This window comes from Mesorhizobium sp. M8A.F.Ca.ET.218.01.1.1 (assembly GCF_004791165.1).
Classification (GTDB): domain Bacteria; phylum Pseudomonadota; class Alphaproteobacteria; order Rhizobiales; family Rhizobiaceae; genus Mesorhizobium.
The window spans coordinates 58394-78715 of the sequence record NZ_SRUZ01000004.1; the positions used below are offsets into that span (position 1 = coordinate 58394).

The 20322-nt window shown below is 64.1% G+C and carries 16 protein-coding genes and 1 riboswitch; of the genes, 11 read left to right on the forward strand and 5 right to left on the reverse strand.

From position 1 onward, the window contains the following. Positions 1-7: 7 nt before the first annotated feature. Positions 8-1132, forward strand: a complete 1125-nt coding sequence (locus tag EN861_RS16340) for a DUF2336 domain-containing protein (protein ID WP_127872622.1) — start codon at positions 8-10, stop codon at positions 1130-1132. On the opposite strand, the gene EN861_RS16345 is transcribed toward EN861_RS16340, so the two are convergent. Together EN861_RS16345 and parE are read right to left on the reverse strand one after the other, a co-directional pair. After that, the gene (locus tag EN861_RS16345) at positions 1129-3198 is read right to left on the reverse strand and encodes an FUSC family protein (protein WP_135864363.1); all 2070 of its coding nucleotides are present in this window, start codon (positions 3196-3198) and stop codon (positions 1129-1131) included. The two genes, EN861_RS16340 and EN861_RS16345, sit on opposite strands and share 4 nt — an antisense overlap. Before the next feature lie 44 nt (positions 3199-3242). Further along, complete coding sequence (gene parE / locus EN861_RS16350; RefSeq protein WP_127872620.1) at positions 3243-5300, reverse strand: DNA topoisomerase IV subunit B; 2058 nt, start codon at positions 5298-5300, stop codon at positions 3243-3245. A 238-nt stretch (positions 5301-5538) separates the two neighbouring features. Here parE and cpaB point away from each other — a divergent pair, with 238 nt between their 5' ends. From cpaB to EN861_RS16400, 10 genes are all read left to right on the forward strand, one after another. Next, a complete protein-coding gene (cpaB, locus tag EN861_RS16355; protein ID WP_245511795.1) occupies positions 5539-6465 on the forward strand; it encodes a Flp pilus assembly protein CpaB in 927 nt (308 codons plus the stop codon). A gap of 90 nt (positions 6466-6555) precedes the next feature. Next, on the forward strand, positions 6556-7941 hold the full coding sequence (locus tag EN861_RS16360) for a type II and III secretion system protein family protein (RefSeq protein ID WP_245512062.1): 1386 nt from the start codon (positions 6556-6558) through the stop codon (positions 7939-7941). A gap of 4 nt (positions 7942-7945) precedes the next feature. After that, on the forward strand, positions 7946-8215 hold the full coding sequence (locus tag EN861_RS16365; RefSeq protein ID WP_127280814.1) for a hypothetical protein: 270 nt from the start codon (positions 7946-7948) through the stop codon (positions 8213-8215). A 33-nt stretch (positions 8216-8248) separates the two neighbouring features. Further along, the gene (locus EN861_RS16370) at positions 8249-9457 is read left to right on the forward strand and encodes a response regulator (RefSeq protein ID WP_127280813.1); all 1209 of its coding nucleotides are present in this window, start codon (positions 8249-8251) and stop codon (positions 9455-9457) included. After that, positions 9454-10875: a CpaF family protein gene (locus tag EN861_RS16375; RefSeq protein WP_127872618.1), complete on the forward strand. Its 1422-nt coding sequence runs from the start codon at positions 9454-9456 to the stop codon at positions 10873-10875. Before EN861_RS16370 ends, EN861_RS16375 begins: the two co-directional genes overlap by 4 nt. 5 nt (positions 10876-10880) lie before the next feature. Then, a complete protein-coding gene (locus EN861_RS16380; protein WP_127872617.1) occupies positions 10881-11846 on the forward strand; it encodes a type II secretion system F family protein in 966 nt (321 codons plus the stop codon). Position 11847: 1 nt separating this feature from the next. After that, complete coding sequence (locus tag EN861_RS16385) at positions 11848-12810, forward strand: type II secretion system F family protein (RefSeq protein WP_127279841.1); 963 nt, start codon at positions 11848-11850, stop codon at positions 12808-12810. 125 nt (positions 12811-12935) lie between these two features. Continuing rightward, entirely contained in the window at positions 12936-13721 is a 786-nt protein-coding gene (locus EN861_RS16390) for a hypothetical protein (RefSeq protein ID WP_245511796.1), read from the forward strand. Positions 13722-13875: 154 nt separating this feature from the next. Beyond that, the gene (locus EN861_RS16395) at positions 13876-14349 is read left to right on the forward strand and encodes a hypothetical protein (protein ID WP_127279842.1); all 474 of its coding nucleotides are present in this window, start codon (positions 13876-13878) and stop codon (positions 14347-14349) included. 173 nt (positions 14350-14522) lie between these two features. After that, positions 14523-15698: a GGDEF domain-containing protein gene (locus tag EN861_RS16400; protein ID WP_135864368.1), complete on the forward strand. Its 1176-nt coding sequence runs from the start codon at positions 14523-14525 to the stop codon at positions 15696-15698. Here the strand turns inward: EN861_RS16400 and gcvP are convergent, their stop codons facing one another. From gcvP to gcvT, 3 genes are read right to left on the reverse strand one after another with little or no spacing between them, the layout of a single operon-like run. After that, complete coding sequence (gene gcvP / locus EN861_RS16405) at positions 15699-18509, reverse strand: aminomethyl-transferring glycine dehydrogenase (protein WP_127872614.1); 2811 nt, start codon at positions 18507-18509, stop codon at positions 15699-15701. It lies immediately after the preceding gene. Positions 18510-18527: 18 nt separating this feature from the next. Continuing rightward, entirely contained in the window at positions 18528-18896 is a 369-nt protein-coding gene (gene gcvH / locus EN861_RS16410; protein WP_127277662.1) for a glycine cleavage system protein GcvH, read from the reverse strand. Between the two features lie 5 nt (positions 18897-18901). Beyond that, positions 18902-19999: a glycine cleavage system aminomethyltransferase GcvT gene (gene gcvT, locus EN861_RS16415; protein ID WP_127277661.1), complete on the reverse strand. Its 1098-nt coding sequence runs from the start codon at positions 19997-19999 to the stop codon at positions 18902-18904. Positions 20000-20148: 149 nt separating this feature from the next. Further along, a riboswitch (glycine riboswitch) is annotated at positions 20149-20235 on the reverse strand. Positions 20236-20322 lie beyond the last annotated feature (87 nt).

A 20322-nucleotide genomic window follows, 5' to 3' on the forward strand; every position in this document is an offset into this window, starting at 1 on the left:
GACGGGCATGGTTGTTGTTTCGCATTTTCTGAAATGGATCTACACGGCCAGGGTGTCGGAGCGCGCCGCCGCGGCCAATGCGCTGGCCCGGGCCTATGTCAATTCCGAATTGCCGTTCGAGGACCGCTGCGCCGCCGAAGCGGCGCTGACGCTGCTGCTCGACGACGCCTCGTCGAAGGTGCGCCTGGCGATGGCGGAAGCGCTCTCGATGAGCCACCACGCGCCGCTGCAGATCATAAGCGTGCTTGCCGCCGACCAGCCGGAAGTCGCCGGTGTCGTGCTGGCGCGCTCGCCACTGCTCACCGACGCCGATCTGATCAACCGCGTGGCGGCGAGCCAGAAGGCAACGCAGAAACTGATCGCCGATCGGCCGCTCGTCTCGATGGCGCTGTCGGCGGCCATCGCCGAGATCGGCGAGGCGGAGGCCTGCGCCGTGCTTCTCGCCAACACCGGTGCCGCCATCGCTTCGATGAGTTTCCGCCGCATGGCGGAGCGCCATGGGCATCTGCCTTTGGTGCGCGAGGCGCTGATATCGGATATCAGGCTGCCCGCCGACTGCCGGCACATGCTGCTCATCAAGCTTGGCGAGACATTGAAGACATCGCCGCTGGTCATGGCGTTGATGGGAGCCGCGCGTGCAGAACGCGTCATGCGGGAGGCCTGCGTCAAGGCCTCGGTGACGCTGATCGAAGGCACGCGCCAGGAAGAGCATGCGGCGTTGATCGAGCATCTCAGGCTGCGTGGCGATCTGACCGCGAGCTTCCTGATCCGCACTATCGCGCACGGCAAGGTCGATTTCTTCGGCTCGGCGCTGGTCGCGCTCAGCCAGCAGTCCGAGCCACGGGTGAGGGCGCTGCTGGCCAGCGGGCACGACGTGGCCCTGCAGGCGTTGTTCCGCAGTGCCGGCCTGGCTGCCGCCACGCATGCGGTCATCCTGCGCGCGCTGAAGATCTGGCGTGAGGTTGCCAACGGCAAGCGCGTCGCCGGCGTTCAGGAGGTCAGCTGGCTGATGCTCAAGGAGTTGGGCGGGCAATCCGCCGAAGGCGATCTTGCCGCTCTGGTCAAGTCGATCCATCTCGATGCCCTGCGCGAGAACGCGCGCGGCCACGCGCTGGCGATCGCCGCAGCCTAGGTTTTATCCCTCGCGAAGAAATCCGGGAAATCCTCCATCGCCGCGGCGATGATGCGCAGGGACGCCGCGATTTGCAGCATGTCGCCGGTGGCGTTTCGCTGGGCGATGGCCGCCGCGTACTGCCGGGCAACAGCGACGGTCGCTGTTTGCGGATCGCCAGGGGCACGGAAAAGCAGCTCGCGCGCCAATCCCCTCAGGAAGTTGGCGATTGAAAGCGCCGTTTCCGATGGGATGGCGTGGTTTTGGCTGGCACTGCGCAGCCGCAGGATTTCCAGGCCGACCGTGACCGAGGCGACCCCGCCGCCCAGCACAGCCTCGCCCTTCCCGCCGGAATTCTGCACCAACGGCATCAACTGGTTGACCCGGTCATAAGCGAGGCTCTCGAAAGCCGAACGTCTCGGCACGCGCTCATGCAGGCAAAGCCGCGCCAGATCCTCGCGCATGGCCCGTACGATGCGGTCGGCCGCGAGCCACGGATCCGCCGGCAACACGACGATGAAGACGCCGATCGCCAGCAGGATGCCGACCAGGATCGATGCCGAGCCGGCGAAGAAGGGGCCGGGATCATAGGTCATCGCCTGATGCGGGCTGAGGAAAGCCAGGAAATTGATGGCGAAGGCCGTCGCCACGCCGACATAGCGCGGATTGGCCATGGCGAGTGCCGCCGGCACCATGATGGGCACCACGAACAGCATGAACCACCCGAAGCCGGGCAGGGCGGGAAGCGCGATCTGGCCGACGAGAAAGGCGAACGGCAAAGCGAGCAGCGTTCCCTTGAAGAAACCCCATGATACCTGCACGGGATCGGGGCGAGCGGCAAACAGGCTCGACACGACGGCAACCAGGATGACGGTGCCGGCCGCCTCCGACCACTTCGTCGTCAGCCAGAAAGCCGCGACCAACAGCGTGGCAACGGCCGCGCGGATGGCGTTGCGTGCGGCACCGGGATAGTCGCGATGCACCACCAGGGCCGGCTGCTGGCTGCCAGGACCTGGTCGGCGGGTCACCGGCGCGCGCAGCGCGTCCAGGCCACGAAGCACCTGTTTCAGCGCCTCGGCGAAATCGGCCGCTATGGTGAGGCGGGTGATGGTTCCGACCCTGTCCTCACCCTGATCGACCGAGGCATCGGGCATTTGCCGGGCCTTGGTTGAGATCGCGTCGAGCCGCGCCAACCAGGGCGAGGTATCGTCCAGCGCTCCCGGCTTGGTTGCCAGTTCGCCTACAAGGGCTTGCAGCTCCGAGCGCACCGGGATGAGGGCCGCGTTTTTCGGAGCGGCATGCGAATAGAGCGCGCGCGCCGCCGAAAGAGCCGAGAGCAGTTGTCCGATCGTGCGTCGCACCGGATGCGCGCGCGGTGCGAAACTCGGCGCTTCGAGCCTGGCATAGGCGCGCATCTCGCCAAGCGTCTGGGTGTCGGCGACAAGCTTCCGGTGCAGGCCGATCAGCGTTGCCCGATCCCCGCCGGAAAACGCTCCGCCGGCGTAAGTGGCGAGGTCGAGAATGCAGCGTTTCAGCCGCGAGATGATGGCGTCGCTGGCCAGTTTGGGCAGGATCAGCCGGCTGGTGAGGCCGGCGCAGACGATGCCGAGCACGATCTCGGCACAACGCGCGACCGCTAGGTCAACGACCAGATGCGGTTGCCCGAAAGCGGGCAGGCCGATGATCATGGCGGTGTAGCCGGCAAGGGCGGCGCCATAGGCTTCGGGATTGCGCAGCAGCGACGAGACGAAGGTGCAGATGCCTATCCAGACGGCAAGCACCGTCACCAGAATCCAGGGGCCGGTGCCGAACGCCGTGGTGATGCCGATTGCCGCGACACCCCCGGCAAGCGTGCCGAGCAGCCGGTAGAAGCCTTTCGCCAGCACCATGCCGGCAACCGGCTGGGCGACGATGAACACCGTCATCATCGCCCATTGCGGATGGTCGAGCTTCAGCGCATAGGCGGCGAGAAGCGCGATCATGCCAGCCGAAACGGTGCGCAGGGCAAAGATCCAGTCCGATCGCGTCGGTTGCGTCAGGCCGGCCAGGCTCGTCTCGAAATAGGTTTTCAGCCGCGCCCAGGTCACATGCCGGTCTCCATGTCAGGGACGCAAGCTAAACTCGCCAGCGGCTAGATATCCAGCACTTCCGTCTCGGCGAATTCGGCGCGTTCCTGGATGAAGCGGAAGCGGGCTTCGGGCTTGGTGCCCATCAGTGCATCGACCGCATCCTTGGTCGCCGCCTCGGCGTCGATCACGTCGACCCTGAGCAGCGTGCGCTTCCTGGGGTCCATGGTGGTCTCCTTGAGCTGCGAGGCCATCATTTCGCCCAGGCCCTTGAAGCGGCCGAGCTCGACCTTGCCGCGCCCGGTGAATTCGGTGCGCAGAAGCTCGTCCTTGTGGGCGTCGTCGCGGGCATAGGCGACCTTGCCGCCTTGCCTGATCGAGTAAAGCGGCGGCACCGCCAGATAGAGATGGCCGCCGCGTACCAGCGCCGGCATCTCCTGGTAGAAAAAGGTGATCAGCAGCGAAGCAATGTGGGCGCCGTCGACATCGGCGTCGGTCATGATGATCACGCGGTCGTAGCGCAAATCCTCGTCGCGATACTTTGACCGCGTGCCGCAGCCAAGCGCCTGGATCAGGTCCGATATCTGCTGGTTGGCGGCCAGCTTGTCATTGCCGGCGCTGGCGACGTTGAGGATTTTTCCGCGCAGCGGCAAGACGGCCTGGCTGGCACGGTCGCGCGCTTGCTTGGCGGAGCCGCCGGCGGAATCGCCTTCGACGATGAAGAGTTCGGCACCTGCCGCCGCGTTCTGCGTGCAGTCGGCGAGCTTGCCCGGCAAGCGCAGCTTGCGCACCGCACTCTTGCGCGACACCTCTTTTTCCTGGCGGCGGCGCACCCGTTCGTCAGCGCGCGCGATCACCCAGTCGAGCAGTTTCGAGGCTTCTTGCGGATTGTCTGCCAGCCAATGGTCGAACGGGTCGCGTATCGCGGTCTCGACGATGCGTATCGCTTCGATCGTCGCCAGCCTGTCCTTGGTCTGGCCGACGAATTCCGGCTCGCGGATGAACACCGACAGCATGCCGGCGGCCGAGATCATGACGTCTTCCGACGTGACGATCGAGGCGCGCTTGTTGCCGACGAGGTCGGCATAGGCCCGCAGGCCGCGCGTCAGGACATTGCGGAAGCCGGCCTCGTGCGTGCCGCCTTCACCGGTCGGAATGGTGTTGCAGTAGGAATTGATGAAGCCGTCGCCGCCGAACCAGGTCACCGCCCACTCGAGCGAGCCATGGCCGCCTTGCCTGTCGCTCTTGCCGGCGAAGATTTCGCGCGTCACCTGGAATTCGTCGCCTAGCGACGCTTTCAGATAATCCTTGAGGCCGCCGGGAAAATGGAATTCCGCCTTGGCCGGCGTCTGATCCTTTTCCTTGATGAGGGAAGGATCGCAGGTCCAGCGGATTTCGACGCCGCCGAACAGATAGGCCTTGGAGCGCGTCATGCGGTAGAGCCGTGCCGGCTCGAAGGCCGCACCCTTGCCGAAGATCTGCTCGTCGGGATGGAAACGCGTCCTGGTGCCGCGGCGGTTGTGCACCTCGCCGAGGTGCTCCAGACCGCTTACCGGAATGCCGCGTGAAAACCGTTGGCGATAAAGCTGGCGGCCGCGCGCGACTTCGACCTCGAGATGGTCCGACAGGGCGTTGACGACGGAAACGCCGACGCCGTGCAGGCCACCGGAGGTCTCGTAGACCTTGGAATCGAACTTGCCGCCCGAATGCAGCGTCGTCATGATCACTTCGAGCGCCGGCTTCTTGAATTTCGGATGCGGATCGACCGGGATGCCGCGGCCATTGTCGGTGACGGTGAGATAGCCGTCGGCCGAAAGCTCGACATCGATGAAGGTGGCGTGGCCGGCAACCGCTTCGTCCATCGAATTGTCGATGACCTCGGCGAACAAATGGTGCATCGCCTTGTCGTCGGTACCGCCGATATACATGCCAGGCCGGCGGCGCACCGGCTCCAGGCCTTCGAGCACCTCGATGTCGGCGGCGCTGTAACCCTCGCTGCCATCCTTGGCCGCGGCCGGGCGCCTGGCGGCCGCTTGCACCAGCGGATCCGCTGGGCGCGCCGGCGCGCGAACCGGCTGCGGCTGCTTGTCGATGTTGCCGAAGAGATCGTTGTTGTCGTCCATGCCAACCATAAGGGTCCGGTGCTGCGAATCACCCGTCGATACTGCCACGCTTTTCGGCGCCAAGCGACGGAGGTTCCTGTTACGTTCGGGGATTTAGCCCTTCTTACCCTAAAACCATTCGATAACCAAGCGGGCGGAAATAGGTCGAATGCCACCGCACAAGATTCCTGATTCTTTAACAATGCCGACTAGCGTGAGCCCAACATAACAAGAAACTGCAGGCGTCAGGGGTTTAGGTGTGAGGGGCAAGGCCATAACGATGATCGGCATCGCCGCCGTTTTCGGCGCGATCTCGATCTTTGCCGCGGATTTCTGGGTCAAGAGCCAGGCCCAGGCCGATGCCCAGGAAAAGACGGCCTCGATCGCCGCTCCGGCCTCACCCAGGATCGAATTCAAGACGATCGTGGTGGCGACCGCGCCATTGCGTTATGGCATGGAGCTCGATCGCACCAAACTCAGCGAAATCCCGTGGCCGCAGGATTCCCTGCCGCAGGGCGCCTTTGCGACCATCGACGGGTTGCTCGGCGAAGGTGGCCGGGTCGTGCTGTCGCCGATCGAGGTCAACGAGCCGGTGCTGCTCACCAAGCTGTCCGGACCGAACGGCCGCGCGACGCTGTCCAATATGCTGACGCCCGGAATGCGGGCGGTCACCATCCGCACCGACGAGATCGCCGGCGTCGGCGGCTTCGTCACGCCGGGCGACCGGGTCGATGTCGTGCTGACCCGCGATGCCGGCGAAATCCAGGAAGTCGCCAAGAACGCGCAAGGCGCGGCCGGTTCGACCATCACCTCGGAAATCGTCGTTGCCGACGCCAAGGTGCTGAGCGTCGGGCAGGGCGCCGACGAGCGCCAGACGACGCCGCAGGTGGCCAATTCCGTGACCATCGAGGTGACGAGCGACGGCGCGCAGAAAGTGGCGCTGGCCCGCACCGTCGGCACGCTGTCGCTTTCGCTGCGCTCCGCCAGCGAAGGCGGCGACGGCAAGAACGGCGTCACCACCATCTCTTCCTTCGGCGGATCTGTGGCTTCCAAGGCCCAGGCGGCGGCCGGCTCCCTGTTCGATGCCGTCGCAAAGGAGCCGGAGAAGCCGAAGTTCAAGACGGTCATCGTGACACGCGGCACGCAGGCCGAGGAATACAAGGTTCCTTCGCGGGATCAGAAGTAAAGACCGGTGGGGACCGGGCGGGACGGGATAATGGCGATGCATACCCTATATCGAATGACGGATCGGTTGCGTTTGGTGCGCGCCTTGGCGATGGCGGCTTCACTGGCCGCGAGCGGCATGCTCGCCTTCGTCGGCGCGGCCAACGCGGACAACGACATCGTCCATGTCTCGTCGACCAGGAATGCGTCGATCAAGGTCGCCAAGGGCAAGCCCAAGACGATCATGACGAGCGCGGCCTTCTACCAGATCGTCATCGGCGATCCGGAGATCGCCAACGTCAATCCGCTGACCGACAAATCCTTCTATGTGCTGGGCAACAATCTCGGCACCACCGGCATTGCGCTGTTCGACGAGAACAAGCAACTCGTCGGCACCATCGACATCGAAGTGACGCTCGACACCGACCAATTGGCGAGCACCATCCGCGCCAGCGTGCCGGACGCCAAGATCAAGGTCGGCTCGGCCAATGGACGCGTGGTGCTTTCGGGCGAGGCGGATGACGCGGTCGCCGCCGAAAAGGCAAACAAGATCGCCACCCGCTTCTCCGGCAATGAGGAGGTGATCAATTCGGTCAATATCTCCTCGTCGCAGCAGGTCCAGCTCAATGTCCGCTTCGTCGAGATCAATCGCCAGGCCGGGCAGGATCTGGGCGCGAAATACAGCGCCAATTTCGCTTACGGCTTCGGCGGTCGCGACGTCTCTATCAATCCAGGCCCGGTCCCGGCGGCCGGCACCGGCGAGATCATCGGCCGGCTGCTGTCCAATGGCGTCTCGATCGATATCGCCATCAAGGCGCTGGAGGAGCGCGGCCTTGCCCGAAGGTTGGCCGAACCGAACCTGATTGCTCGCTCCGGCGAAACGGCGAGCTTTCTCGCCGGCGGCGAATTTCCCATCCCGGTTTCCGAAGACAATGGCAATATCTCCGTCAGCTACAAGAACTACGGCGTCAGCCTGGACTTTACGCCGACCGTGCTGAAGGACGGATTGGTCAGCCTCGACATCGCGCCGGAAGTCTCCTCGATCGATGCGTCGGCATCGTACAATATCGGCAACATTTCGGTGCCGGGGTTCATCGTGCGCCGCGCCAAGACTTCGGTCGACCTGAAGAACGGCCAGAGCTTCATGATCGCCGGGCTGCTGCAGTCCCAGAACGACATCATCACGTCTCGCATACCCGGTCTCGGCAAGATGCCGGTGCTGGGGTCGCTGTTCTCGTCGAAATCCTATCAGCGGCGCGAGACCGACCTGGTCATCATCGTCACGCCCTATCTGGTCAAGCCGGTCGATCCGTCGAAGAAAATGGCTGAGCCGACCGATGGCACACAGCCCGCCAGCAATGTCGACTATTTCCTCAACAACACCGAGGAAGTGAAGGCGCCGGACACCAACCGTGCGCTGGCGCTGGCTGACGGCAGCGCTGCGCGGGGCGCTTCCGCGACCAAAGTCGGCCATTTCCTCGACCTGCCGAAGGACTGAAGCCATGCGTCTGGTCCTGAGATCGAGCATCGCACTGCTTCTTGCCGGTTTGGCAAGCGGCTGTACCAGCGACGACTATGTGCGCAGCGAAGGCGTGACGACAGCCGCCGGTGAGGCGCAGGCCGCCAACACCGTCATGCAGATGGTCGACCCGTGGAAGTACGGCGTCCAGAACACGAGGCTTCTCGTGCCTGCCAAGCGTGGCGATGCCGGGGCCGCCACGCCCGATCAGGCGGCCGGTGCCAAGGCAGCGCAAACGACCACCGGCAACTGATCCAGACGGCGATCGACCTCATAGGCGGCAAGAATGGCAAACAGCACCAAGAAGATCCTGCTCGTATCGACAGACCGGACCTTCGCGCAGGACACGAAGACGGCCTTTGCCGCCTCCGAGATCATCCAGCTCATGACGGTCGAGAAGAACGTCACCGAACTGCGCGGCGAGGTTCAGGAGGCCGAGTTCGGCGTCGTTATCGTCGATATGGATGCGGCGAAGCTGGAAGAAATCGAGTCACTGCAACGTGTGATGCGCCGGCTCGAGGGCAAGGCACCGGTGGTCGTGGTCACGCAGGAGTTCAACGCCGCCGCTGTCCGCATCCTGGTCCAACTCAAGGTCGCCGACTTCCTGGTCAAGCCGATCACCACGGCCGACCTCGTGCGTTCGGTCGTGCGAGCGTTGCAGGGACCCGGCCGCGAGGAAAACACCGAGTCGCAAATCTACACCTTCATGCCCGCCGCCGGCGGCGTCGGCACCACGACACTGGCGCTGCAGACCGCGTTCCAGCTGCATCATTCGGTGACGCGCGGCGCCTCGACCTGTGTGGTCGACCTCAATTTCCAGCAAGGTGCCTGCGCCGAATATCTCGATCTGGAGCCGCGTTTCGACATCACCGAAATCGAGAACCAACCCGAGCGCCTCGACCGGCAGCTGCTCGATGTGATGCTGTCCAAGCACGCCAGCGGACTTTGCGTGCTGGCGGCGCCGACCCATCCGGCCGAAATGCGCTCGTTCAAGACCGATGTCGTGGTGCGCATGCTGGACCTCGTCTCGGCCTATTTCGACAATGTCGTCATCGACATGCCGCGCACCTGGTTTCCGTGGACGGAAACGGTGCTGCTCGGTTCCAACAAGCTCTACATCGTTGCTGAAATGACGGTGCCGTGCCTGCGCCATACGCAGCGGCTGATCCAGGCCGTCTATGAGACCGCCGGCAAGGAAGTGAAGCCGAACGTGATCGTCAACCGTTTCGAGCAGAAGATGTTCGACAACGGCATCAAGCAGGCGGATGTCCAGGAAATCCTTGGCGAGCATTTTGTCGGCGGCATCGCCAACAACTACCGGCTGGTGCGCGAGGCGGTCGACCGCGGCGTGCCGCTGCACGAGATCGATCCCAACGCCAATGTCGTCAACGACCTGAAGAAGATCATCCTTCCGGAAGAGTCGGTGGCGACCGCGAGCAAGTCGAAGTCGCTATTCGGTTTCGGCAGGGGCCTGTTGAAAAGGAAAGCTGGATGACCAGCCGTTTTTCCACCCTGCAGAATCGCGACGCCCGCCCGCAGCGACCGGCGGAATCGACACCGGTCGCGCATCATGCCGTCGTTATCCCGACCAGCCGAAAGGCTTTGCCGGCGAAACCGGAAGCGGCACCGGCAAAGAATGCCAACAAGGTGCTCGATGCCCGGGTGCGCATCCATCGGATGCTGCTCGAGGAGATCAACCTCGTCGCGCTGGAGCGCTTGCCCAAGGACGAGATGCGCCGGCAAGTGCATGATTTCGTATCGGAAAAAACCCGCCAGGAGCGGATGGCGATCAATACCGCCGAACTCGACGCGCTGGTCGACGATATCGTCGACGAGATGGTCGGCCTCGGCCCGCTCGAGCCGTTGCTCAAGGACCCCGACATCAACGATATCCTGATCAACGGCCACCAGAACTGTTTCGTCGAAAAGAAAGGCAAGCTGCAGCAGGTCCACATCCCGTTCAAGGACGAGGCGCATCTGCTCAGAATCGTCAACAAGATCGTGGCCGCCGTCGGCCGCCGCGTCGACGAATCGCAGCCGATGGTCGACGCACGCATGCTGGACGGCTCGCGCTTCAACGCAGCCATCCGCCCGGTGGCCGTCGACGGTCCGCTGGTGTCGATCCGCAAGTTCTCCAAGAACAAGCTTGGCCTGCACAGGCTGGTCGAATTCGGCGCCATCACGCAGAACATGGCCGAAGTGCTGGCCGCGGCCGTGCATGCCCGCAAGACGACGATCATTTCGGGTGGCACCGGCACAGGCAAGACGACGATGCTCAACGCGCTGTCGGCCTTCATTCCGGAAGACGAGCGGCTGATCACCATCGAGGACGCGGCGGAGCTTCAATTGCAGCAGCCGCACGTCGCGCGCATGGAAACGCGCCCGGCCAACATCGAAGGCCATGGCGAGCTCAAACAGCGCGACCTGGTCAAGAACGCGCTGCGCATGCGTCCCGACCGCGTCATCCTCGGCGAGTGCCGCGGCGAGGAGGCATTCGACATGCTTCAGGCGATGAACACCGGCCATGAAGGGTCGATGGCGACCATCCATGCCAACACGCCTCGCGATGCCATTTCACGCCTCGAGCAGATGCTGGGCATGACCGGCATGCCGATGACGGTGCAGTCGATCCGCAGCCAGATCGCCAGCGCCATCGACATCATCGTCCAATTGACCCGGCTTTCCGACGGCAAGCGCAAGGTGACGAGCGTCGCCGAGGTGACCGGCATGGAGGGTGATGTCATCCAGATGCAGGAAATCTTCCGCTTCGTGCGCACCGGCATGGATGCCGACGGCAGCATTCTCGGCTACTTCGAGGCAACCGGGATCCGGCCGCGCTTCCTCGAGGACCTGCGCGCCATGGGCATCGACTTTCCGGGACGCTATTTCGAACCCGGCCGGCCGCAGGAGTAGCCGGGGTGTTCGACGGGTTCAGCGCGATCTATGTCGTCTATGCCGGGGCCGCACTGACCGGCATCATGGTCGCCGAGGCGGTCTACCTGCTCTATGCCGGCCGCAGCGACAAGCGCACCGCCATCAACCGGCGCATGAAACTTCAGGAAAACAAGATCAGCCAGGAGCAGGTGCTGATCCAACTGCGCAAGGAGCGCGGTCTCGACGCGGGAACGTCGCTGTTCTCGCCGGACCGGTTCCGTGCCTTGCGCACGCAGTCGGGCATGGTGATGCCGCTGTCGAAATTCCTGACGATCACCTGCGGCGTGGCGATGGCCATGACGCTGTTCGCCATCTCGCGCGGCTTGCCGTTGTTGATGGGGCTCATTCTGTTCGTCATGCTGGTGCCGCTGCTGCCGGTCATGGCGATGCGCTCCATGCGCAAGCGCCGGCTGAAACGTTTCGGCATGCAGTTGCCGGAGGCGCTGGAACTGATCACGCGGGGCCTCAAGGCCGGTCATCCGGTTCCGGTGGCGATTGCCATGGTGTCGCGCGAGATGCCCGATCCGATCGGTACGGAATTCGGCGTCATTGCCGACGAAGTCACCTATGGTTCCGACCTGGTCTCGGCGCTGAACTCGCTTTTCGACCGGGTAGGCCACGAGGACCTGCCGTTGTTCGTCACCGCCGTGTCGATCCAGACCAGTTCGGGCGGCAATCTGCGCGAAATCCTCGATGGGTTGTCGACGACGATCCGCGAACGCGGCAAGCTGCGCCGCAAGGTGCGCGCGATTTCGACCGAAGGCCGCCTGTCGGCCTACATTTTGACTGCCGTGCCGGCGCTGCTGTTCACCGCCATCATGGCCATGATGCCGGGATATTACAGCGACGTCTGGGGCGTGCCGAAGACGTGGTACATGATCGGCGGCTCGGTTACCTGGCTGATGCTGGGCAATCTGATCATGTTCAAGATGTCGAACTTCAGGTTCTGACATGCAGAGCGTCATCGAATTCCTCGCCTCGCTCGCGCCGGCCTCGCTGATGCCGGTTGCGGTCCTCTTGCTGCTCGTCGGAGTCGCCGCGGTCGCCTGGCCGATGGTGGCGGCGAAGGGTGACCGCAATGAAGTCAAGCGCCGGCTCAAGGTCGACCACGGTCCGGTGGCGGCCAAGCCCGAACCGGTGCAGAAGAAGAATAGCGGCGTCGTGCGCGAGAAGGCGGTGAAGAGGGCGCAGGAATTCTACGCCAAGAGCGACCCGGAAAATGTCGCCCGCCTGCGTTTGAAGCTCATCCAGGCCGGTTACATGGAGCCGCGCGCCGTTGGCATGTTCTTCCTCATCCGGTTCACGGCAATGATCGGCACGACGTTCGCCGTCTTCGTGCTCAACCGGTGGATGGCCAGCCCGGACGCTACCATGACCAGCCGGTGGACCTTCATCATCCTGTCGGGCGCTGCCGGCTATTTCTTGCCGGGTCTGGTGCTGACCCAGAAGGTTCGGGAAAAGATGCGCGAATACCGCAACGGCTTCCCCGATTTCATGGACCTGATGATCGTCTGCTCCGATGCCGGCATGAGTATGGAAGCGGGCGTCGAGCGCGTTTCGAAAGAACTCGCCAAGACCTATCCGTCGCTCAGCCAGAATTTGCAGCTCGTGTCGCTGGAGCTTCGGGCGGGACGCAGCCTCGACGACGCGCTGAAGGCGCTCGCCGATCGCCTCAGCCTGGACGAGGTGCGCTCCTTCGCCACGCTCCTGCAGCAGTCGAAGGAACTCGGCACCAGCCTGTCGGGCGCGCTCAGGGTGTTTTCAGATGAAATGCGCCACAAGCGCATGTCGCTGGCCGAGGAGAAGGCGCACGCCTTGCCGGCAAAGATGTCCGTGCCGGTCGTGGTCTGCATCCTGCCGGTGGTGCTGATGATCGCCGTCATTCCCATCATCGTCAAAATGACGGGTCACTAAAGCGCGCCGGTCGCGACCGATTCGCGCGACATGCACGCAATCTGGACCTGTAACGTCCGTAATCAGCGAGAAGTCCATGCGAATACTGTTGCCCCCCCCTGTTGCTGGGCCTCGCCGCGGCGGGCTTGTCACCCGCCCAGGCCGCGGCTGGCGATTGCGGCGATGCCGCCGCGTTGGTGCAGCAGGCCTATCCGAAGGCTCTCAAGAGCGCCGATGGCGCCTCATTCACGCTCGAGCCCCACACCAGCATCGCCTTGGCGCCTCAGGACAGCGATTCGCCATTCCGCCTGATCTGCAAGATCTGGCCCGCCCATGACGATCTGCTGCTGGTCGCGGTGCCGCTGACCGACAGCGCCCAATCCAGGGACGACGGGCATGTTGGCGATATCGAGCTTCTGGTCGTCGACAGGAACAGCAAGCAAGTGCGCCAGCGCTTGCTCCAGCCCGGGCTGATAACCGACGATGCCATCGCTATCCGCAAGATCGAATTCGATACCGGCCGCTATGGGTTGGCGCCCGGTGTCACCGCCTTTGGCCTGCGTATCGAGATGGCCAATCATTCGCAGGCCAATCCCTTCAGCGAAACCGACCTGCGGCTCTATGCCGTCGCCGGCGATGCACTGCGCATGGTGCTCGATGGCCTTGTCGTTGCCGGTAATGGTGGCGAAGGCGATACCAATTGCGCGGGATCCTTTCATTCCAGTCGGGTCAGCCTGACGATGGGCGCGGCGAGACATCACGGCTATCGTGACATCACCGCGGTCGAACGGACGGATACCGACGAGCCGTCCCCCGACACGGATGGCGAGTGCCAGTCTCATCCCGGCAAACCTGTGAACCGAACCTACCGGCTGCGCTATGACGGCAGCCGTTATCCGGTTCCGGGCGAGCTCAGGGCCATGGAGCCGTAAGAACCCTGCGGTATCGAGGGCGTCGCGACCCGTGGTTAATGGCCGGTATTCGGGACACTAAAAGTTAGCCGCATTTCGGCACCGAAGCTTAATCGCTGTGCTGTAGTGTCTTTCCCTGAAGAACGACCCGGCAAATCGGGCGACGGGGCAGGGCATGCGTCAGATAAAATTTGCGGCGGTGGCCACGATGGCAACCGTCCTGATGATCACCGGGTGCACGACGAACACCAACGTCGACACGACCAAGACAACCGCCATCCAGCCGACTGCCAAGGATGTCGACACATCCGACCTGGCGGAAGGCAAGGCGCAGTTTCGCGACGCCAATTATGGTCTTGCCGAACAGCATTTCCGCAAGGCCGTCGAATTGAAGGCCGACAATGCGGAGGCCTGGATGGGGCTTGCGGCTTCCTATGACGAACTCGGCCGCTTCGACTTCGCCGACCGCGCTTATGGCCAGCTTTTGAAAGTCGCCGGCCGCAAACCGCGGATCGTCAACAATATGGGCTATTCGCAATTGTTGCGCGGCAACAAGACGAAGGCCAGGGCACTGCTGCTGGAGGCGAAGGCCGGCATGGCCGATCCCACCGTTGTCGATGCCAACCTCGCCTTGCTCAACAAGGGCTGATGCCGGTTGATCCGCGCGCCGGCCAGGGGTGCGGTTTCGGCACAGGTGGCATCGACGCTTTGTAAACCCTATCCGCAGGTTGGGTCGAGAGATTGCCTGAAAACCATGTCCGAGGGCTGCCGCTGACCTAGAATGCGGCGCAACCGCCGACGCTCGAGAGGCCCCCGCCCGATATGCTGGATTTCAGTTCGCTCCTGCTCGCAGCCGCGCTGTCGGGCATCTGTCTCAGTGTGACCATGTTCGCGATCTGGGCCACCGCGCCGCGGGCCGGATTCGTGCTGACGGTGGCATGCGGCATTCTCGTGCTCGTCGCGCATGTAATCCTGTTTTGGCGCTATACCAGGGAGCCCGATCCGCTGCTTTGCCAGATCGCGCTGGCGCTGCTCAGCCTGGGTTTTCTGATCATCTGCATTTCGGCCATGCAATATCTCGGTGTGCCGGACCACAGGCGTGTGATTGCTCCGACATTTGCCGCCATGGCCGTCTGTGCGGCCGTGACCTTCATGAGCCTTGACGGTATCGGTTTCGTGATCACCTACGCGACGGTTACCGTGCTGCTCTCGACGATCGGGGCCATGTTCTGGATCAATGGCAGTCACGATCGCCGCATCCTGCTGGTGGTTTCGTTCCTGAGCGGCACCTGTGCGCTGTCGTTTGCCCTTTGCGGCGTGGTTCTGATGGCCAAAGGGCAGTGGACGCTCGGTGTCGCGCCCGACAATTGGGCTGAACGCCTCAACTCTGTCGTGGCGGTGGCCTGTATGACCGGCCTCGGCGCTTTGACGCTTTCGCTCCACCATTTGCAGGCGCAGATCGAGCTGAAGGCCGAGACCATGACCGATCCGCTGACCGGGCTGATGAACCGCCGGGGCCTGACGTCGCTTTATGGCGAGCGCACCTTCGGCCCGTTCATGGCGATCGTCATGTTCGATCTCGATCACTTCAAACGGACGAACGACATCTATGGACACCCGGTCGGGGATCAGGTCCTGTGCCGTTTCGGTGCCGTCATCCGGAAATATGCCAGGACCGGGGTCGACGCCTTTCGCCTGGGCGGCGAGGAGTTCGCGATCGTCATGTCGCGGGTGACGGAAGAGCGGGCCTATGATCTTGCCAGCAAGATCGGTGTCGCTTTCGGCACGGAAGTCGTGCCCACGCCGCTCGGCCCCTTGCGCAGCACGGTCAGCGGCGGGATCGGGTTCGGCGAGGCCGACGGCAGCACCCTCGACGAGGTGCTGGCCAGGGCCGACTCCACGCTCTACGCGGCCAAGCGCGCCGGCCGAAACTGCGTCATCAGCCACAATAGGATGGGCAAGGCCGAACCGATCAAGCCGGCCTTGCGCTCCGCGTAGCTATTCCGCAGCACCCAGATAATCCGACAGCGGCGGGCAGGAGCAGACCAGGTTGCGGTCGCCGGCGACATTGTCGATGCGCGATACCGGCGGCCAGTACTTTGCGGCGGTGTCGGCGTCGCCGGCGGGATAGGCCGCTTCCAGGCGCGAGTAAGGGTGGGTCCATTGACCGGCCAGCGCCTCGGCTGACGTATGCGGTGCGTTGACCAGCGGATTGTCGGCCAAGGGCCATTCGCCTTTGGCCACTTTCGCCGCTTCGCCGGCTATGGCGATCATGGCCTCGCAGAAACGGTCGAGTTCGCGCTTGGGCTCGGACTCGGTCGGCTCGACCATCAGCGTGCCGGCGACCGGGAACGACATGGTCGGCGCGTGGAAACCATAGTCGATCAGGCGCTTGGCGATGTCCTCGACACCGATGCCGGCGCTCTCCTTGAGCACGCGGGTGTCGAGGATGCACTCATGGGCGACACGATCGCTCCTGCCCTTGTAAAGCAGCGGGAAGTGCGGGGCGAGCCGCGTCGCCACGTAGTTGGCCGAGACGATCGCCGTCTCGGTCGCCTGCTTGAGGCCGGAAGCGCCCATCATGCGGATGTACATCCAGGTGATCGGCAGGATGGAAGCGCTGCCGAACGGGGCGGCCGCCACGGCATGCGCCGAGCCTTCGCTGACATGGCCGGGCAGATAGGGCTTCAGATGCGCCCTGACGCCGATCGGACCGACGCCCGGTCCGCCGCCGCCATGCGGGATGCAGAAGGTCTTGTGCAGGTTCATGTGGCAGACGTCGGCGCCGATGTCGCCGGGACGGGCAAGTCCGACCAGCGCGTTGAGGTTGGCGCCGTCGAAATAGACCTGGCCGCCATGCTCATGGATGAGCGCGCAGAGATGGCGCGCGCCTTCTTCGTAGACGCCATGCGTGGAGGGGTAGGTGAACATCAGCGCCGCGAGATTCCTGGAATGCTCATTGGCCTTGGCGCGCATATCGTCCATGTCGATGTTGCCGTCTTCCAGGCAGCGAACGACGACGACGCTCATGCCAGCCATCGCGGCACTCGCCGGATTGGTGCCATGCGCGGAAGAGGGGATCAGACAGACGGTGCGATGGCCCTCACCGCGCGAGCGGTGATAGGCGCGGATGGCCAGCAGCCCGGCATATTCGCCCTGGCTGCCGGCATTGGGCTGCAAGGTCACGGCGTCGAAGCCGGTGATCTCCGCCAGCCAGCCTTCCAACTCGCCGATCATGGCGCGGTAGCCGGCCGAATGCGCTGCCGGCGCAAAGGGATGCAGGTTGGCGATTTCCGGCCAGCTCACCGGCATCATCTCCGCCGCGGCATTGAGCTTCATGGTGCAGGAGCCCAGCGGGATCATGGCGCGGTCGAGCGCCAGGTCCTTGTCGGCCAGCCGGCGCAGGAAGCGCATCATCTCGGTTTCCGACTTGTTCTCGTGGAAGACCGGCTGGGTCAAAAACTCCTTGCCGCGCGGCTTGCCGGGCACCGTGCTGTCGGCCGAAGAAGCAGCCTTGGCGTCGAACAGGGCTGCGATCGCCTCGAGATCGGCATTGGTCGAGGTTTCGTCGAAACTGATGCCGACATGGTCGGCGTCGAGCACACGCAGCAGCCGGTGGGTCTTTTCGGCGGCGGCGGCGATCTGGGCGGCCTTGCCTTTGGTCTCCACCGTCACCGTGTCGAAACGGCTGGAACCGAGCACCGATACACCCGCAGCCTCGAGGCCGCTTGCCAGGCGGTTGGCCAGCGCGTGGATGCGCCCGGCGATTGCCTGCAAGCCGACCGGACCATGCCAGATGGCGTAGGCGGTCGCCATATTGGCAAGCAGCGCCTGCGCGGTGCAGATGTTGGAGGTCGCCTTGTCGCGGCGGATATGCTGTTCGCGCGTCTGCAAGGCGAGGCGGTAGCCCGGCCGGCCCTTGCTATCGGTCGACTGGCCGACCAGGCGACCGGGCATCAGGCGCGTCAGCTTGTCGGAGACGGCGCAATAGGCGGCGTGCGGGCCGCCAAAACCCATCGGCACGCCAAAGCGCTGCATCGGGCCGACCGCAATGTCGGCGCCGAGCTTTGCCGGCGCGTCGGTCAGCGTCAGGCCAAGCGGATCGGCGACGAAAACGACCAGCGCGCCGGCAGCGCGAGCCTTGGAGATCGCCGCCTTGTGGTCGCCATAGACGCCGAAGGTGTCAGGCCATGAGACGAGCAGGGCGGCGGTGTTGTCGTCGATCTCCTCGCCGTCAATCTCGATGCCGAGCGGCTCGGCGCGGGTGCGCACCACGTCCAGTGTCTGCGGATGCGGCGTGCCGGCGAGCGCCACCTTGGTGCGCCTGTCGCGATGGTGGCGCAGGGCAATGCCGACCGCTTCGGCGACTGCTGTTGCCTCGTCGAGCAACGAAGCCGACGCCACCGGCAGGCCGGTCAGTTCCGTGACCAGCGTCTGGAAGTTGAACAGCATTTCCAGCCGGCCCTGGCTGATCTCGGCCTGGTAAGGCGTGTAGGCAGTGTACCAGGCCGGATTCTCGAACAGATTGCGCTGGATGACCGGCGGCACGTGGACACCGTGGTAACCGGCGCCGATGAAGCTCTTCAGCACTTTGTTCTTCGCCATGGTCGCGGACAATTCGGCAAGCGCTTCGGCTTCGCTGGCTGGCGCTGGCAGGTCGAGCGGCTGGTCGAGGCGGATCGATCTCGGCACGGCCTGACTGATCAGCGTCTCCACCGAGGGAACACCGATGACGGTGAGCATGGCTCGAACGTCGGCAAGGCTGGGTCCGATGTGGCGGGCCGAGAACGGGTAGGGGGCAGCGGTCATGTCAACAAGTTCCTGATGTCAGGCGATATGGGCTTTGTAGGCGGCCTCATCCATGAGGCTGGCGAGCTGGCTTTCGTCGGCGAGCTTCATCTTCCATAGCCAGCCGGCGCCGGTCGCCGCCGAATTGACCAGTGATGGGTCGGAAGACAGCGTGCCGTTGGCCTCGGTGACTTCACCGTCGACCGGCGCGTAGACGTCGGAGGCCGCCTTGACGGATTCGACCACGACGGCGGTATCGCCCTTGGCGAGCTTCTTTCCCGTTTCCGGCAGTTCCACGAAGACGAGGTCGCCGAGCTGCTCCTGCGCATAATCGGTGATGCCGACGGTAGCGGTGCCGCCTTCGACGCGGAGCCATTCGTGGTCTGATGTGAAATAGGTTGTTGCCATGGAATTCATCCTTTGCGGTAGCGATGAGGGGTGAAGGGCAGGGAACTGATTTCGACTGGGATCTTCGTGCCGCGCACATCGGCGAAAACTCGCGTTCCCGTCTTTGCCAACGATGTGGTGACATAGCCCATGGCCACGGGATGGCCGGCGGACGGGCCGAAGCCGCCCGAGGTGACATGGCCGACCGGGTTGCCGTCGGCGTCGAATAGCGCCGCGCCCGCGCGTACCGGCTGGCGGCCTTCGGGCTTCAACCCAACGCGCTTTTGCGCCGGGCCCCGCTCCACGGCGGCGCGCAAGGCGTCGGCACCGATAAAGGCGCCGGAAGCCCTGGTATCCCTTGGGATTGCCCACATCAGCGCCGCCGCGGCCGGGTCGGTCTCCGGTGTGATGTCCTGGCCGTGCAGGCAGAGGCCGGCTTCGAGCCGAAGGCTGTCGCGCGCGGCAAGGCCGATCCAGAGCACGCGCTCGTCCTCGAGCAGTTTGGCGACCAGGTCCCGTGCGTCCGCCTCCGGCAGGCCGATCTCGAAACCGTCCTCGCCGGTATAGCCCGACCGGCTCATGAACCAGTTTTTCCGTGGCTCGACGCCGTGCATGAACAGCAGCGAGCCGGTCTCGATGCCTGCGCGGGAAAGGGCGGCCCAGGCTTCAGGGCCCTGGATGGCCAGGAACACACGGTCGAGCGGCTCGACCTGCACATCGAAATCAGCCGCCAGCGCGCGCAGATGCTTTTCATCGGCGATGGCGTTGCCGGCATTGGCGACGACCATGAAGCGGTCGTCGCCAAGTCGGGTGACGATCAGATCGTCGAGAATGCCGCCTGCCTCATTCAGGAAGAACGTCAGTTTGGACTGCGAAATCTCGAGCGTGCCGGCGTCCAGCGGGCAAGCGCGGCTCAACAGCGCAGCCGCTTCCGGCCCGCCGACCTCGAACAGCTTCATATGCGAGATGTCGAACAGCCCCACATGTTCGCGGGTGTGAAGATGCTCCTTCATGACGCCGGCCGGATAGGTCAACGGCATCGACCAGCCGGCAAAGGCGCCGAAGCGCGCACCGGCGGCTGTATGGATGTCTTCGAGGGGAAGGTGTTTGTCGTCGCCCGTCATGTCGTCTCCAGAGTCGCACGCAATCGGCCGCTGATGGCGACCAGTCCGTGCCCCTCTGTCTGAAGCCTGAGAGACTCGCGCAGCCGGAACTCTGTCAGCGGCGCTTACACCTTCGGCGCGGGGGCAAGCCCCGACTTTCCAGAGTGTCTTTCCCGTCTACGGTTCTTTTGCCTGAGAGATTTCGGGCGATTTCCCCTTCGGCGGCAGCTCTCGCTGCTCTCTCCCGCAAACAGGTAGGACTCAAACCCTGAGCCCTCGACGCGCCATCCATAGCCCGTCGGCGACACCTTGTCACCTCCCAGCGACATCTAAGCGCGTCCCGC